This is a genomic window from Bradyrhizobium sp. Arg816 (genome assembly GCF_029989365.1).
Classification (GTDB): domain Bacteria; phylum Pseudomonadota; class Alphaproteobacteria; order Rhizobiales; family Xanthobacteraceae; genus Bradyrhizobium.
In genome coordinates, this window is sequence record NZ_JAPRAQ010000009.1 from 149264 (window position 1) to 164315 (window position 15052).

16 protein-coding genes are annotated in these 15052 nt (G+C 65.5%); 13 read left to right on the forward strand and 3 right to left on the reverse strand.

The features are described from left to right. Window positions 1-199: 199 nt before the first annotated feature. Window positions 200-859 (forward strand): hypothetical protein, encoded by a 660-nt coding sequence (locus OWC48_RS22770; protein WP_166083821.1) that lies wholly within the window; start codon window positions 200-202, stop codon window positions 857-859. Beyond that, window positions 856-1788, forward strand: a complete 933-nt coding sequence (gene ubiA / locus OWC48_RS22775) for a 4-hydroxybenzoate octaprenyltransferase (RefSeq protein WP_282521963.1) — start codon at window positions 856-858, stop codon at window positions 1786-1788. The genes OWC48_RS22770 and ubiA overlap by 4 nt, the downstream gene beginning before the upstream one ends. Before the next feature lie 113 nt (window positions 1789-1901). Here the strand turns inward: ubiA and OWC48_RS22780 are convergent, their stop codons facing one another. Beyond that, a complete protein-coding gene (locus OWC48_RS22780) occupies window positions 1902-2420 on the reverse strand; it encodes a DUF6101 family protein (protein WP_282521964.1) in 519 nt (172 codons plus the stop codon). A 276-nt stretch (window positions 2421-2696) separates the two neighbouring features. On the opposite strand from OWC48_RS22780, the gene OWC48_RS22785 reads away from it, so the two are divergent. The 8 genes from OWC48_RS22785 to OWC48_RS22820 all read left to right on the forward strand — a co-directional run bounded on the left by OWC48_RS22785 (window position 2697) and on the right by OWC48_RS22820 (window position 10281). Next, window positions 2697-4100: a TldD/PmbA family protein gene (locus OWC48_RS22785; protein ID WP_282521965.1), complete on the forward strand. Its 1404-nt coding sequence runs from the start codon at window positions 2697-2699 to the stop codon at window positions 4098-4100. Beyond that, entirely contained in the window at window positions 4087-4905 is an 819-nt protein-coding gene (locus OWC48_RS22790) for a 3'(2'),5'-bisphosphate nucleotidase CysQ (protein ID WP_282521966.1), read from the forward strand. Before OWC48_RS22785 ends, OWC48_RS22790 begins: the two co-directional genes overlap by 14 nt. A gap of 60 nt (window positions 4906-4965) precedes the next feature. Continuing rightward, window positions 4966-5208 (forward strand): DUF4170 domain-containing protein, encoded by a 243-nt coding sequence (locus tag OWC48_RS22795; protein ID WP_014491932.1) that lies wholly within the window; start codon window positions 4966-4968, stop codon window positions 5206-5208. Further along, window positions 5205-5918: a lysophospholipid acyltransferase family protein gene (locus OWC48_RS22800; protein WP_282521967.1), complete on the forward strand. Its 714-nt coding sequence runs from the start codon at window positions 5205-5207 to the stop codon at window positions 5916-5918. The genes OWC48_RS22795 and OWC48_RS22800 overlap by 4 nt, the downstream gene beginning before the upstream one ends. Beyond that, on the forward strand, window positions 5881-7215 hold the full coding sequence (locus OWC48_RS22805) for a 3-deoxy-D-manno-octulosonic acid transferase (protein ID WP_282521968.1): 1335 nt from the start codon (window positions 5881-5883) through the stop codon (window positions 7213-7215). The genes OWC48_RS22800 and OWC48_RS22805 overlap by 38 nt, the downstream gene beginning before the upstream one ends. Continuing rightward, complete coding sequence (gene lpxK, locus OWC48_RS22810; RefSeq protein WP_282521969.1) at window positions 7208-8224, forward strand: tetraacyldisaccharide 4'-kinase; 1017 nt, start codon at window positions 7208-7210, stop codon at window positions 8222-8224. Before OWC48_RS22805 ends, lpxK begins: the two co-directional genes overlap by 8 nt. 313 nt (window positions 8225-8537) lie before the next feature. Then, a complete protein-coding gene (locus OWC48_RS22815) occupies window positions 8538-8873 on the forward strand; it encodes a GYD domain-containing protein (RefSeq protein WP_282521970.1) in 336 nt (111 codons plus the stop codon). 1093 nt (window positions 8874-9966) lie between these two features. Next, entirely contained in the window at window positions 9967-10281 is a 315-nt protein-coding gene (locus OWC48_RS22820) for a hypothetical protein (protein ID WP_282521971.1), read from the forward strand. 16 nt (window positions 10282-10297) lie between these two features. Here the strand turns inward: OWC48_RS22820 and OWC48_RS22825 are convergent, their stop codons facing one another. Beyond that, window positions 10298-10525, reverse strand: coding sequence for a DUF2093 domain-containing protein (locus OWC48_RS22825; RefSeq protein WP_014491939.1), 228 nt, complete (start codon window positions 10523-10525; stop codon window positions 10298-10300). 194 nt (window positions 10526-10719) lie between these two features. Between OWC48_RS22825 and OWC48_RS22830 the strand changes: the two genes are divergently transcribed. From OWC48_RS22830 to OWC48_RS22840, 3 genes are all read left to right on the forward strand, one after another. Further along, window positions 10720-11544 carry a dienelactone hydrolase family protein gene (locus OWC48_RS22830; protein ID WP_282521972.1) on the forward strand — a complete coding sequence of 275 codons (825 nt, stop codon included), beginning with the start codon at window positions 10720-10722 and terminating at the stop codon, window positions 11542-11544. A gap of 265 nt (window positions 11545-11809) precedes the next feature. Further along, a complete protein-coding gene (locus OWC48_RS22835; RefSeq protein ID WP_008130160.1) occupies window positions 11810-11959 on the forward strand; it encodes a hypothetical protein in 150 nt (49 codons plus the stop codon). A gap of 134 nt (window positions 11960-12093) precedes the next feature. Then, window positions 12094-13269, forward strand: coding sequence for an IS481 family transposase (locus OWC48_RS22840; RefSeq protein WP_282521973.1), 1176 nt, complete (start codon window positions 12094-12096; stop codon window positions 13267-13269). A gap of 140 nt (window positions 13270-13409) precedes the next feature. Here the strand turns inward: OWC48_RS22840 and xseA are convergent, their stop codons facing one another. After that, window positions 13410-15032 (reverse strand): exodeoxyribonuclease VII large subunit, encoded by a 1623-nt coding sequence (gene xseA, locus OWC48_RS22845; protein WP_282521974.1) that lies wholly within the window; start codon window positions 15030-15032, stop codon window positions 13410-13412. Between the last annotated feature and the right edge of the window lie 20 nt (window positions 15033-15052).

Sequence of the window (15052 nt, forward strand, 5' to 3'; positions counted from 1 at the left end):
CAATTTACCGCCGTTATTAACCGAAAGCCGCCATTTCGGGGGTAAATATTGCCGAATCGGTGCGTCGGCGCGCCGCGCTCTTGCCCTATTCGGCGGGTTGTTAAGGGCCGGCGGGAATCGTAAAATCGCGAGCACGCTAGTTGCGCTTCAATTGGGAAGGCGCCGAGCCCCGTAAGCTCCTGCCGGAGAGACTGCCTTGATGATCCGTCGTTTGATGGTTCCGATCACTGCCGCCATGGTCACCTTGGGCGCCGCGGGTGCCCACGCGCAGGGCTTCCCTGCGCCGCTGCCTGGCCAAGCCCCAACCAGTTCCGCGTTTCCGCCTGTGAATGGCTCGGCGCCGACCGCTTCGGTCGGTACAGCGCCCCAAGGATCGTTTCCCGTGAACGGCGCCGCGCCCGTCGGTGGCGCAGGTGCCTTCAGCGCCGCCCCGCCGACGCAAGGCGGTCCCGGCGAGGACTGCATGAAAACCTTCATGCCGCTGCGCGAGGAAGCCGAGAAGCGCGGCAAGCTGATCAAGGCCGCGAGTGATCGTCACGCCGCGCCGGAAGAAGCCTGCAAGCTGATCCGCAATTTCAGCCAGGCTGAGACCAAGATGATCAAGTACATCGAGGCCAACGCCTCGAAGTGCGGGATTCCGGCGCAGGTCAGTGCGCAGATGAAGGACGGCCACAAGAACACCGAGGCCATGGCGACGAAGGTCTGCAACGTCGCGCAGCAGATGCAGAACCAGCCGCGCGGTCCGGCCGGTCCGTCGCTGAGCGAGGTGCTGGGCTCGGGCTCGGCGCCTGAAGCCAATGCCGGCAAGAAGGGCGGCAGCACCTTCGATACGCTCAACGGCAACGTCCTCACCCGATGAGTGATACATCCGCCCGCGTTGCCGATTCCACCGGCAACTGGGTCGATACGCTCGCGCCGCAATGGGCGCGGCCTTATTTGCGCCTGTCGCGCTTCGATCGTCCGATCGGCTCCTGGCTCCTGTTGATGCCGTGCTGGTGGTCGGCGGCGCTCGCTGCCGGCATGGCGCACGACGTCCGCGGCCTGCCGCTCACCATCGTGCTGTTCTTCATCGGCGCCTTCGTCATGCGCGGAGCAGGCTGCACCTGGAACGACATCACCGACCGCGATCTCGACGACAAGGTCGAGCGCACCCGCTCGCGGCCGTTGCCGTCGGGCCAGGTGACGACCAGGCAGGCGCTGGCCTTCATGGTCGCGCAGGCGCTGACCGGTCTCGTGGTGCTGCTGCAATTCAACCGCTTCGCGGTCCTGACCGGCATCGCCTCGCTTTTGATCGTCGCGATCTATCCCTTCATGAAGCGCATTACCTGGTGGCCGCAGATCGTGCTCGGCCTCGCCTTCTCCTGGGGCGCGCTGATGGGATTTGCCGTCACCTTCGGCCGCATCGAATTGACCGCGTTGGTGCTCTATGCCGGATCGATCTCGTGGGTGATCGGCTATGACACGATCTATGCGCATCAGGACGCCGAGGACGACGCGCTGATCGGCATCAAGTCCACTGCGCGGCTGTTCGGCGCGCACACGCACCAGGCGCTGATCCTGTTCTACGGGCTCGCGGTGATGCTGATCGGCGTCGCGCTGGCCTCAGGCGATGCGCGCTGGCCGGCCTGGCTCGGGCTTGCCGCGTTCGCCGTGCATCTGGCGTCGCAGATCGTGCGGCTTGATATCAGCGACCCCCTGCTCTGCAAGCGCCTGTTCTTCTCGAACAAGTATGCGGGCTTCCTGCTGTTTGCGGGATTGCTGGTCGACGCGGTGCTGCGGGCGGCGTAGCTGTAGGGTGGGCGAAGGCGCTCCTGCGCCGCGCCCACCATCTTCCCGAGATTGAGACAAAAAATGGTGGGCACGCTTTCGCTTTGCCCACCCTACGGCACCGTGCTTGCCGTTCAATTCCTTGCGATGATCTCGCGTTCGCCGTGATGAACCGACAGCTCGCGCGTCATGGCGGTGCGCCGGCGCATCAGGAATTTCGGACGGCGGGCGCGGATCGCGTTGGCGCGGCGACGGCGCGGCGTGGGCTTGCGGGCACCTTCGTCGAGCTGCGGAAGCGCGAACAGTTCGCTCCAGATCGTCCAGGCCTCGGCGAGCTCGTCGCCGTCGGCGCTGACCAGCAGCGGAACGGACAGCGAGGGATCGCGATGCACGAGGACGAGGGTCTGCGCCTCGTCATTGCCGCGCAACGCAACGCCGGTGAAGTCGCTGACGCGGACGTTGATCGCCATCTGCATGCCGCGGACGGCACGGCGCAGCACGACACGCTCGCGATGAAGCTCGATCTGCCTGGTGTATCCGTCGGCGCGCGGATCGTGCGCATCGAAGCGGACCGGAAGGGAAAGAGGGTCGAGCCGCAAGCTGCGGCCCGACCCGGCGGGAGCGATCCCGCTTGTTGCTGTTTGACGCCTCACGGCTTTAGTTCTCCCCGCCGGGATTATGTTCCCGGTCGATGCGAGGACCTTAGCGCGCGCCGTTCCGAAACCACTTAAAAAGGCTGGTTAATCCAGCGTCACCGCCGCTCATGATTGACAAGACCTTGGCACGCATGATTGACGAGACGTTGCGCCGGACTTGCGAATCTGAGCTTTTTGCGGGCTGAAAACGCTTGAAGTCCGTACCAATTGGGCACATCTGGTGTTCAGGGCCGGTATCGCCCCGAAACCTCCCGCCGCAACAGGATTTCGTTTGTGAACCCTTCACCAAGCTCGACGCTTTCGCCCCAGGATTCATCCAAGGCCAATCGCGACCTGTTCGATCAGTCCGCGCTCTCCGATCTCGCGCAGCGGCTGGTCGAGGCGGCCAAGCGCGCCGGTGCGGATGCGGCCGATGCGGTCGCCGTGCGCGGCGTCTCGCAGGGCGTCGAGGTGCGTGACGGGCGCGTCGAGGAATCCGAACGCTCCGAGGGTGACGATGTCGGATTGCGCGTGCTGGTCGGCCAGCGCCAGGCGGTGGTCTCGACCAACGACGTCAGCGGCGATGCCGTGACCAAGCTTGCCGAGCGCGCGGTGGCGATGGCGCGCGTCGCGCCCGACGATAAATATGTCGGCCTCGCCGATCCCGCGCTGCTCGCGCGCGACTTCCCCGATCTCGATCTGCTCGATCCCGACGTGCCCGCGACCTCCGAGCTCGAGCGCCGCGCGCTCGAAGCCGAGGCTGCCGCGCTCGCCGTGAAGGGCGTGACCAAGTCCGGCGGCGCCTCCGCCTCCGCCGGCATGGGCGGCATGGTGCTCGTCACCAGCACCGGCTTCCATGGTTCTTATTTGCGTTCCAGCCAGGGCATTTCGGCGACCGCGATATCGGGCGAAGGCACCGGCATGGAGCGTGATTACGACTTCACCTCGGCGCCGCACGGCGCCGATCTCCTGTCGCCGGAAATCGTCGGCCGTTCCGCCGGCGAGCGCACCGTGGCGCGTTCCAATCCGCGCAAGGTCGAGACCTGCAAGGTGCCGGTCGTGTTCGATCCGCGCGTTGCGGGCTCGCTGGTCGGCCATGTCGTCGGTGCCATCAACGGCGCCTCGATCGCACGCAAGACCAGCTTCCTGAAGGACAAGCTCGGCCAGCAGCTGTTCGCCAAGAACATCCGCATCATCGACGATCCCCTGCGCAAGCGCGGCCTGCGCTCGCAGACCTTCGATGCCGAAGGCGTGGCGGTGAAGAAGATCGCGCTGATCGACGAGGGCGTGCTGACGACCTGGCTGCTCGACTGCGCCACCGCGCGCGAGCTCGGCCTTGCCACCACCGGCCACGCCCATCGCGGCGTCTCGTCCTCGCCGTCGCCGGGGCCGTACAATCTGCATCTCGAACCGGGCACGCCGACCCCGGCCGAGCTGATCGCCGACATCAAGCAGGGCTTCTACGTCACCGACCTGATCGGCTCCGGCGTCAACGGCGTCACCGGCGATTACAGCCGTGGCGCCTCCGGCTTCTGGATCGAGAATGGCGAGCTGACCTATCCCGTCAGCGAGGTCACGATTGCGGGCCATCTGTTCGAGATCTTCAAGTCGATGCAGCCGGCGAACAATCTCGAGTTCCGCTACGGCGTCAATGCGCCGACGGTGCGCATCGAGGGTTTGACGCTTGGCGGACGCTGACGCGCATTCAACTGACGAAACCATCCTGACGCGCGATGCGGCGCTGCTGCAAGACGCGGTGCGGGCGGCAGGCAGCCTCGCGCAGTCGATGTTCCGCACCGAGTTGAGGACGTGGACCAAGGGCGCGTCCTCGCCGGTGTCGGAAGCCGACATTGCCGTCAACGACCTGCTCGAAGCGCGCCTGCGCTCGGCGACGCCCGATTATGGCTGGCTGTCCGAGGAGAGCGCCGACGACGAGGTGCGACTGTCGCGGCGGCGGACCTGGGTGGTCGATCCCATCGACGGCACCCGCAATTATCTCGGCGGCCACGACGAATGGTGCGTCAGCGTCGCGTTGGTCGAGGATGCCTCGCCGGTGCTGGCTGCGGTGTTCGCGCCCGCGACCGACGAGTTCTTCTTCGCGGCCCGCGGGCAGGGCACGACGCTGAACGGCAAGGCCGTGCGGGCGGCGTCCGGATCCGCGCTCGACTTCTCCCGCGTCGCCGGCCCGAAGCCGATGGTCGAGCGGCTCAATATGGCCGGCGGCGACATCAAGCTGCATCCGCGAATCGGTTCGCTCGCGCTGCGTCTGTGCCGGGTCGCCGATGGCGTGCTGGATGCGGCTTTCGCCGGGGGCAACAGCCATGATTGGGACCTTGCGGCGGCCGATTTGATCGTGCAGGAAGCGGATGGTAGGATGAGCGACCTCTCCGGAGATCCCATCCTCTATAACCGCCGGGAAGTCACGCACGGGGTGCTGGTGGCAGCGGGTCGCGATCGTCATGCGGGCATCGTCGCGCATTTTCGAAATCGGCCCTTGCCCTGAGTGCGTCCGCCGTGCTTCTCGAACACTGCTTTGCCGGGCAGCCCGTTAGGAACAGAACCCATGCCAGATAGTGCCCCGCAACAATTGCTGCATCTCGTCATCGGCGGCGAACTGCTCGATCTCGAGCACAACACCTTCAAGAACCTCGACGACGTCGAGATCGTCGGCCTCTATCCGAACTATGCGTCCGCTCACGTCGCCTGGCGCGCCAAGGCGCAGAGCACGGTCGACAACGCGCAGATGCGCTACTTCATCGTCCATCTCCATCGGCTGCTCGACCCGAATCAAGAACCGGCACGTTGAAAAAACTGCTTCGCAATACGCTGCGAAGCAGCTGGCTTCAGCGTGCCGTCGGGGTTCTGGCGGCCGAATATCTGCGTCTGGTCTGGCGGACCAACACATTCACGTTCGATCCGCCTGACGTCTACGACATCGTCGAGCCGCAGATCCCCGCGATCTTCGCCTTCTGGCACGGCCAGCATTTCCTCACGCCCTTCATCAAGAACAAGGGCTCCTACCGGGCCAAGGTCCTGATCTCCAGGCATCGCGACGGCGAGTTCAACGCGATCGCCGTCGAGCGGCTCGGCATCGGCCTGATCCGTGGTTCCGGTGACCACGGCGGTGCCTTCCACCGCAAGGGCGGGGTGGGGGCGTTCAGGGAAATGGTGCAGACGCTCCAGGACGGTTGTAATGTCGCGCTGACCGCCGATGTCCCCAAGCGCTCGCGCGTGGCCGGGCTCGGCATCATCATGCTGGCACGGGAATCGGGGCGGCCGATCATGCCTTTCGCGATGGCGACCAGCCGCTTCATCCGGCTCAAGAACTGGGACCGCACCACCATCAACCTGCCGTTCGGGCGGGGCGCATTGGTCGGCATCAAGGAAATCCACGTGCCGCCGGATGCCGACGCCGCCACCATGGAAGCGCTGCGGCTGGAGCTGGAAGAGACCTTGAACGAGGCGACCCGCCGCGCCTATGCGCAACTCGGCCGCCCGGGGCCCCAAGATGGCTAACTCGCTGCCGATAACGCTGCGGATGTACCGGCGCCTGGCCTCGGGCCTGGTGCCGCTTGCGCCGGCGCTGATCAAGCGGCGGCTGAAGCAGGGCAAGGAGGATCCCGCCCGCGTCGGCGAGCGGCGGGGCCTGTCCCGGGACGTGCGTCCGCACGGCCCCCTGGTCTGGATTCATGGCGCCAGCGTCGGCGAGGTGCTCGCCGCAGCCGCGCTGATCGAGCGCCTGCGCGACCTCAATCTGCGCATCCTGCTCACCTCGGGCACCGTCACCTCCGCCGCCGTCGTCGCAAAGCGCTTTCCGCCCGACGTCATCCATCAATACGTGCCGTATGATTCCCCGCGCTATGTCGCGCGCTTCCTCGATCACTGGAAGCCGTCGCTGGCGCTGTTCATCGAGTCCGACCTCTGGCCGAACCTGATCCTGGCGGGCGCCGCGCGCCGCCTGCCGATGGTGCTGATCAACGGGCGGATGTCGCCGCGCTCCTTCCCGCGCTGGCGGCGGATGTACGGCACCATCTCGGCGCTGCTGTCGCGGTTCGACATCTGCCTGGCGCAATCGAAGACCGATGCGGAGCGCTTCTCCGCGCTCGGCGGCCGCGACGTCGTCACCACAGGCAATCTCAAGCTCGACGTGGCCGCGCCTCCGGCCGATCCCGCCAAGCTCGAGCGGCTGATGGCGATGACGCGCGGCCGCCCGATCATCGTCGCGGCCTCGACCCATCCGGGCGAGGACGAGATGCTGGTCGCGGCGCATCGCAGCCTCGTCGGTTTCTTCCCGCAGCTTCTGACCGTGATCGTGCCGCGGCATCCGGATCGCGGCGCCTCGATCGCGGGCGTGATCACGGCGTCGGGCCTGAAGCCGGCGTTGCGCTCGCGCGAGGAATTGCCGACGGCCGCGACCGACATCTATGTCGCCGACACCATGGGCGAGCTCGGCCTGTTCTACCGCCTCTCGCCGGTCGTGTTCATGGGCGGATCGCTGATCCGCCATGGCGGCCAGAATCCGATCGAGGCGATCAAGCTCGGCGCCGCGATCGTCCATGGCCCGCACGTCTTCAATTTTGCAGACGTCTATGAGGCGCTTGATAGCAGCGGCGGCGCGCGCCAGGCCGATACGCAGGAGGTGCTGGTCAAGCAGCTCGGCCAGTTGCTGGCCGATCCCGCCATGCGCGACGGGATGCAGCGCGCCGGTGCAGGCGTGGTCGAGGAGCTCGGCGGCGCGCTTGAGCGCACCATGACCGCGCTCGAGCCCTATCTCCTGCAGCTCACCATCGAGATGGGGGCCGCCAATGCGTGAGCCGGCCTTCTGGTACCGGCCGCGCTCCTTCAAGTCTCATGCGTTACGGCCTTTGGGTCTGCTGTATGGCGCGATCACCGAACGGCGCATGCTGCGCCAGGGCGTTGACGCCGGCATCCCCGTGATCTGCGTCGGCAACTACCATGTCGGCGGCGCCGGCAAGACGCCGACCGTGCTCGCATTGACGAAGCTGTTGCGCGAGCTCGGCGAGACGCCGGTGGTGCTCAGCCGCGGTTATGGCGGGCGCCTCAAGGGTCCGGTGATGGTCGACCGTGAGCGCCACACCGCGTCCGACATCGGCGACGAGCCGCTGATGATGGTGCGCGACGTTCCTGTCGTGGTCGCGCACGACCGTCTCGAAGGCGTCGCGCTCGCAAAGTCGCGGGGCGCGACCGTGATCCTGATGGACGACGGCTTCCAGAACCCGCGCCTGCTGAAGGACGCCTCCCTGATCGTGATCGACAGCGAACGCGGCCTCGGCAACGGCAAGGTGTTTCCGGCCGGTCCCTTGCGCGCGCCGCTGAAGGCGCAGCTCGCGCGCACCGATGCGCTGGTGCTGATCGGCAATGGCCATGCCGCCGACGATGTCGCGGCGGAGCTTGCGAAGCGCAACAAGCCGGAGCTGCGCGCGCGCCTGAAGCCGGATGCGGCCTCGGTCGCGCAACTCCTCGGCAAACGAGTGATTGCGTTCGCCGGCATCGGCGATCCCGAGCGTTTCTTCCGCAGCTTGCGCGCCTGCGGCATCGAGGTCGCGCGCACGCGCCCCTTCGCCGATCACCACATGTTTTCGCAGGACGAGATCGCCGCGCTCGCCGCGGAGGCGCAGCGCGAGCAACTCACGCTGGTGACGACGGAAAAGGATCTTGCGCGCCTGCGCGGCCGCGAAGGCGTGCCCGACGGCATCGTGCCGTTCGCGGTGCAGCTCGAATTCGATGATCCGGCAGCGCTCCGGCAATTGATCAGCGATCATCTCTACAAGGCGCGCGAGCGGCGGTTCGGCAGGCGATGATTTCTTGATGATTTCTTGATGATTTCTTGGCGTGGGCCAAGCGCTCCGCCGTAGCCCAACACCGCGCGCCATGCGATATGCGACGATTGACCGGGGCGACATGTCGCGGCGGATGAATCCTCTTCCGCACGTTCCGGAGTTGATGTAGCCTTGCATGAGAGCCGTCACCGGGACGTGCCGAACTCCCGGCAATCATCGGCGGCGTTTATGCCCACGGCGGGCAACGTACCTTCATCATTTCAGATGCGAGACCGTTACGACCAGCTCGTAACGGCAGGAGAGTTATTGCCAAAAGCTCAGAGGAGAACATGCCATGCATTTTTGCCTCACTGGACAATATACACCACGCGCTCTCAACGCCATTTTGGAAAATCCCACGACCAATCGCCAGGAGGCGGCGACAAAACTCATTGAAGCGGCCGGCGGCAAGCTGATTTCGATGTACAGCGTTGCTGCCGACGGTCCAGGCGTTCTGGTGATTTTCGATGTGCCCGATCCAAGCGCGGCGCCGGCCATTTCCGGTCTGACCGTCACGGCGGGCACCCTGCAGAACGTGAAACTGACCCGGCTGTTCACGCAGGACGAGATCAAGCAGGTCCGCCAGAACGCGGCGAAGCTGCGCTCTTCATATACTCCGCCCGGAGGCTGACATCCGGATCTCGTGCGATGCCGCCGCAATCGTATCAAGCGGCGGCAACGCTCACCTCACAGCAAGAAGCAGGTCTGCACGCTGAGGCGAGGCGAAGGCCTTCCTGCGTCCATCGACGGACGATGTGGTGTGGCGCGTGCTGCGTCCGGCGCCACAGGTCCGACTGAACATGTTTGCCAGCGGACCCGTTATAACGGCGTGCAATCCCGGCTCAGCGGTCAGTCCATTCACCAGGCTCCAACAGCCATCATTCCGATGATGGTCAGGCACGAGACGCAGGCCACCATGACAGTATAGCATTCGGGTGTATTCATCGCTTGCTCCCAAACTGCCACCAATTGCTTGGTCACTGCTACGCGGGAGAGTTCGCCGGTCTCGGGCCGCTTTAATTCGGCACGCCGCGACCGGTCTTGCGTTGTGCGTCCGTCCTCTCATCGTCACCCTGATCCGCAAGATGATGATGCGCTTCGGAGGCTTCAGAGCGTTGAGCTATGATCAGAAGCTGTTTCCGCATTTCAGCGAGGCGGGCGCGGCAATATTCACGATAGAGCATGTCTAGTATGGTGGGCATGATCACCCCCATCCTTTGACTTTCGATTTACAAAATATGCCACCGCGAATTTTCGAGGTGATGGTAGCCCGCCAGATGGCTCTTCGGTATGAGCCCGTTCACAGACTGCGCCAATTCCAAAGCTCAATGGCCGTTTGGTTGACTTGATTGTCTGTGCGATAAAAGAGCAGGGTTAATTACCTAACATGCAGTTTAGCAGCGCTCTGTTTCACCAAGACTTCGTCAAACAACTTGAGGGCGCCGAACCGCAACGAAAAATCCAACCACAGCGCGAAGTGACTTACCACTGAGTGCAAGCGCGATTCGATGCAACGCGGATCGGCACGCCGGAGATCATTTCGGCTGCGAAGCGCGCAGTGCAGGTGCGCGCGAACATCGTCTCCATCCTCATGCTGCGCGAAAAGCTGTCCCGCTCGTGCTACGCCGGCAGGACAGCTACGTTTTGCGCACCCTGCGGCACCTGCCATTCAGGCAACATTCATCGCAAGACGCCTATCGGTTCCCGACGATCAGGAGAATCCGATGAAACTGCCATCCGCAGCCGTCGCTGCCAGTCTTGTGTGTCTGATCATTGCGCCCGTGTTTGCGCAGACGGCGCCGCCGACGGCTCCCGCTGCGCCGAACAGCACGGTGCCAGTCCCGGCGACCAAGCGCGTCACGTGTCTTGCGACGACGCAAAGCCTGAAGGGACAGGACAAGCGCGACCAGATGCAGCTCTGCATGGCGCAGGCGCGGGTCGACTGCCTGAAGCAGGCGATCGATCAGAAGGTTGTCGGCGAGCCCAGGAAGAGTTTCATCAAGACCTGCGTGGGCGGCGATGGCACGGAGCAGCAATAGTCGCGTGCCGGTGGCCTCACGGCTGCGGCTTCAGCGCGCCCGGGAAATGCCGCTGCAGCACGGCGGCTGGCGTGGCGTAGGCCTCTTGCAGGTCCACGCTCCAGTACTTCAATTCGTCGAGCGGAATCCGCGTGTCGGTGATCGCGCAACGCACGAAGGTCCCCGGCGAGATCACGCGGAAATCGCCGTCGAGATATTGCACCTGCGCTTCGCCATGGCCCGAGGGGCCGAACTTGTTCAGCACGGTCGAACGTCTCCGTGGAAGGCCTCTCCGTGGAAAACCCTGGAGGGCACGATGTGTTGGACGGGATTTAGCATAGATAGGGTGGCTTGTCCGCCCGGTAAACCCACCGGTTTGTGATGTTTTGTCGCCGTTTCCGCATGATAGTGCTTCGCGCTAGGGATGGCCGGTTCCGGCATCTTCCACGGCAGAATCCGATGCGCCTTCGACTGACCGCCCTGTTCCTGATGCTGTTGATGTCGGCCGCGCATGCCGCGCCGGCGCCGCAGCAGGTCGACATTCCGCTGTCGTCGGGAATCCTGCATGCGCAGCTCTACAAGCCCGAAGGCGAGGGGCCGTTTCCGACCGTGATCGCGCTGCACGGCTGCGGCGGCCTTGGCAATCATTCAGAATCGGTACTGCCGCGCTATCGCGACTGGGCGCTGCAATTGCTGGGGGCCGGCAACGCCGTGTTGCTGCCGGACAGCTACGGCTCGCGCGAGCTCGGGCCGCAATGCCGCGTCAAGGAGAGCCATGTCAAGGCGCGCCGCGAGCGCGTTGCCGACGTCGCGGCATCGCGCGCCTGGCTGATGAAGCAGAGTTGGGTCGCGCGCGACCGCGTCAGCCTGATCGGCTGGGCCAACGGTGCCAGCGCGCTGCTCTGGGCGGTGCGTCCGCAGAGCGCCGCGCGCGAAGCCGGGCCGGATTTTCGTGCGGCGATCGCGTTCTATCCGGATTGCCGGATTTCCGCCGGCCTCGGCTGGAGTGCGCGGGTGCCGACGCTGGTGCTGATCGGCGCCAATGACGACGTCTCGTCGCCGCCGGCCTGCCGCCAGATGGTCGACGGCGCCCGCGGCCGCAGCGCGCTTACGCGCATCGTGGTCTATCCCGACGCTTATCACGATTTCGACCGCGCCAATACGCCGCTGCACGCAGCTGCCGGCACCACCGACGCTGCCGCGCCCGAGCACGGCCATCTCGGCACCGATGCGCAGGCACGCGCGGAGTCGCAGCGGGAAGTGGTGGAGTGGCTGGCGCGGTGAGGATATCGTAGCCCGGATGGAGCGCAGCGAAATCCGGGACGGTCGCAGCGCGTGGCACGATCCCCGGATTGCGCTACGCTCCATCCGGGCTACGCATTCAGTCCGAGCGGGGCCGCCCGAGGAACAAATCTGGCGGACAGCCCCGCATCGACCACCGCCCTGCACGGAGTATGGCCGACCGTGAATCTACGTATCGCGTGTGGCGGCGGTTTCAGCAGGTGACGGCGCCTTAGTTCGACCACGATGTCGATTAAACGCAGTCCTCATGCGCAACCGCTTCGTCCTGTTCTCATCCGCACTGATCGTCTTCACCGTCGCGATCTTCCTGTTCGAAGCCCACGCCGGCGCGCCGATGATCGCGCCGGAACATTGCGGCTTCTGGACCACGATCGACGCGGGATTGTCCTGCCGGTAGGACGGGGCTGCGCGTCCCACACTCACTGTCATCGCCCGGCTTGATGTTTAGCCCGGACAGATCACTGACGGGTGTTCGGAGACATAGCTGACACATCAACATTGGCTGGATTGGTCCGATTCGGGAGGCCGTCCATGCCTTGGAGTGAGGTGTCAGTGATGGATCAGCGCCACGAGTTTGTGCGGCTGGCTTTGCAAGAGGGCGCCAACCGGCGCGAACTGTGCCGTCGGTTCAACATCAGTCCTGACGTCGGCTACAAGTGGATGGCGCGCTGGCAGGCCGGCGATCGGGAGCTGACCGACCGCTCCCGGCGCCCGCATGCGATGCCCAAGCGGAGTGAGGCTGCGGTCGAGGCAGAAGTCCTGGCTGTACGCGACAAGCATCCGGCTTGGGGAGCGCGGAAGATTGCCCATTGCCTGAAGCGGGGCGGGCAGACGGTGCCTGTGCCATCAACGGTGCACCAGATCCTGTGTCGGAACGGCCGGGTCAAACCGAGCGAGAATGCACCGCCCAATCCGGGCCACCGGTTCGAGAAGGAAGCTCCCAACCTGCTGTGGCAGATGGACTTCAAGGGTCACCTGCCGCTCGCCAATGGGACGCGGTGCCATCCGCTAACGATCGTCGACGATCACTCGCGCTACGTGCTGTGCCTGAAGGCCTGTGCCGACGAGCAGCGTCTCACCGTGCAGGATCATCTGACGGCGACGTTCCGCTGCTATGGCCTGCCGGAGGCCTTCTACACCGACAATGGCTCGCCCTGGGGCGATACGTCCGGCGTTCGTTGGACCGGACTGAAGGTGTGGCTGCTCAAGCTTGGCGTCAGGGTGGTGCACGCCAGGCCGTGCCACCCGCAGGCCCGCGGCAAGAACGAACGCTTCCATCGCACCCTGAAGGCCGAGGTGTTTGCAATGCGCCGCTTCCGAACTCTCCCGGAAGTCCAGCGCGCCTTCGACGCCTGGCGGCCGGTCTACAATCTGGAGCGGCCTCACCAAGGCCTCGATATGCACGTCCCTGCCGATCGCTTCCGGCCAAGTGCTCGTCCCATGCCGACCCGCGTTCCGAACGTCGAATACGACCGCGGCGAGATCGTGCGCAGGGTCTCATCGACCAGACCCTACATCTCCTTCAAGGGACGCTTCTGGAAGGTTCCCCAGGCCTTCGCCCGCGAACGCCTTGCCATCCGACCGCTGGATCGTGACGGCCACTACGGAATCTTCTTCGCCAGCTGGCAGGTCGCATCGATCGACTTGACCAATCGCCAACCTGTCAGTGATGTGTCCGAACAGGTGTCAGCCATGTCTCCCGACTAAACACTTGACCGGGCGATCCAGTACTCCGAGACGGTTGTGGTTCAATCGATGAGCCGCGGCGTACTGGATGCCCCGCTCCAGTGCGCAATTGCGCACAAGGCGGGGAATGACACCGAGGGCGGAAACGCCGCCCTCGCGCCTCAGAACAAATTGCCCTGATCCACCGGCTTGGCCACGCGCTTCGGGGCAGGTTTTGCGTCCTGCGCGGCCGGCTTTGCTTGCGCAGGCGCACGCTTTGCCGTCGGTGCCGGGCGATCCGCATCCGCCGTCGCGCCGACACGGCCGTCTGCAAACTCGATCTCGACGCGCGCGCCGGGACCAATCGCGTCCGCCGCATGCAGGGGATGGCCGGCTTCATCCCGCACCAAGGCAAAGCCGCGCGCGAGCACGCCGCGATACGACAAGGCCGAGAGCAGCTTGCCGCTGTTCTCGACGCGGGCATCCAGCCGCTGCAACAGCGTGACAACCGCGCGGCCCGCGCGTTCGGCCAGACGATGCGTGCGCTCGCGCTGGCGGGCAATTGCGTTGCGCTGCGCCTGCGCATTCGAAAGTTTCGAGGCGCGCAAGCGCACCTCCAGCCCGGCGAAACGGTCGCGCCGTTGCCGCAGCAGCGAGCGCGCGGACAGGCCGAGCCGCTCGCCGCACACGGTGAGGCGGTGATCGGCCTGCGAAATCTGCCCGTGCAGCACCCGCAGCGTCAGCTTTGCGCTCGCCGCGGTAAACCGGCGGAAATGCGCATGCGTGTTGGCCTTGAGCCCGCGGGGTAGCGACGCGCCCGCCGAATCCAGCCGTTGCCGCGGGATCGCGAGCAGGTCGCCTGCCGCGGGCAGGGCGCGCGCGGCGGCGCGCAGCTCGCTGCGGCGGCTCTCATGGGCGCGCTGCCAATAGGCGCGGGTGCGCCGCGCGAGATCGGCGACCTCGACGAAGAGATCGCTGCGCACCGGCACCGCCATCTCGGCCGCCGCCGTCGGCGTCGGCGCGCGCTTGTCGGCGACGAAGTCGATCAGCGTGATGTCGGTCTCGTGGCCGACCGCCGAGATCAGCGGGATCATGCTCTCGGCTGCCGCCCGCACCACGATCTCCTCGTTGAACGACCAGAGGTCCTCCAGCGAGCCGCCGCCGCGCGCGACGATCAGCACGTCGGGCCGCGGAATCTTGCCGCCTTCCGGCAGCGCGTTGAAGCCGCGGATCGCGGCTGCGACCTGCTCGGCCGAGCCTTCACCCTGCACCTTGACCGGCCACACCAGCACGTGGCGGGGAAAGCGGTCCTCCAGCCGATGCAGGATGTCACGGATGACGGCGCCGGTCGGCGAGGTCACCACGCCGATCACCTCGGGCAGCCAGGGCAGCAACTGCTTGCGCGCCTCGTCGAACAGGCCCTCGGCGGCGAGCTTCTTCTTGCGCTCCTCCATCAGCGCCATCAGCGCGCCGATGCCGGCCGGCTCCAGCGCCTCGATCACGATCTGATACTTGGAGGATCCCGGATAGGTCGTCAGCTTGCCGGTGGCGATGACCTCGAGCCCCTCCTGGGGCTTGAAGCGCATGCGGCCGTGCACGCCCTTCCAGATCACCGCCTCGATCTTGGCACTCTCGTCCTTGAGCGCGAAATAGCAGTGGCCGGAGGAGTGGGCGCCGCGGAAGCCTGAGATCTCGCCACGGACCCGGACATGGCCAAAGGCGTCCTCGACCGTCCGCTTCAGGGACTGCGAGAGCTCGGAGACGGTGAATTCGGGGGCGTTGAGCAGGGGTTCCGCTGAAGGCATCGGCAAACGATTCGGCATTT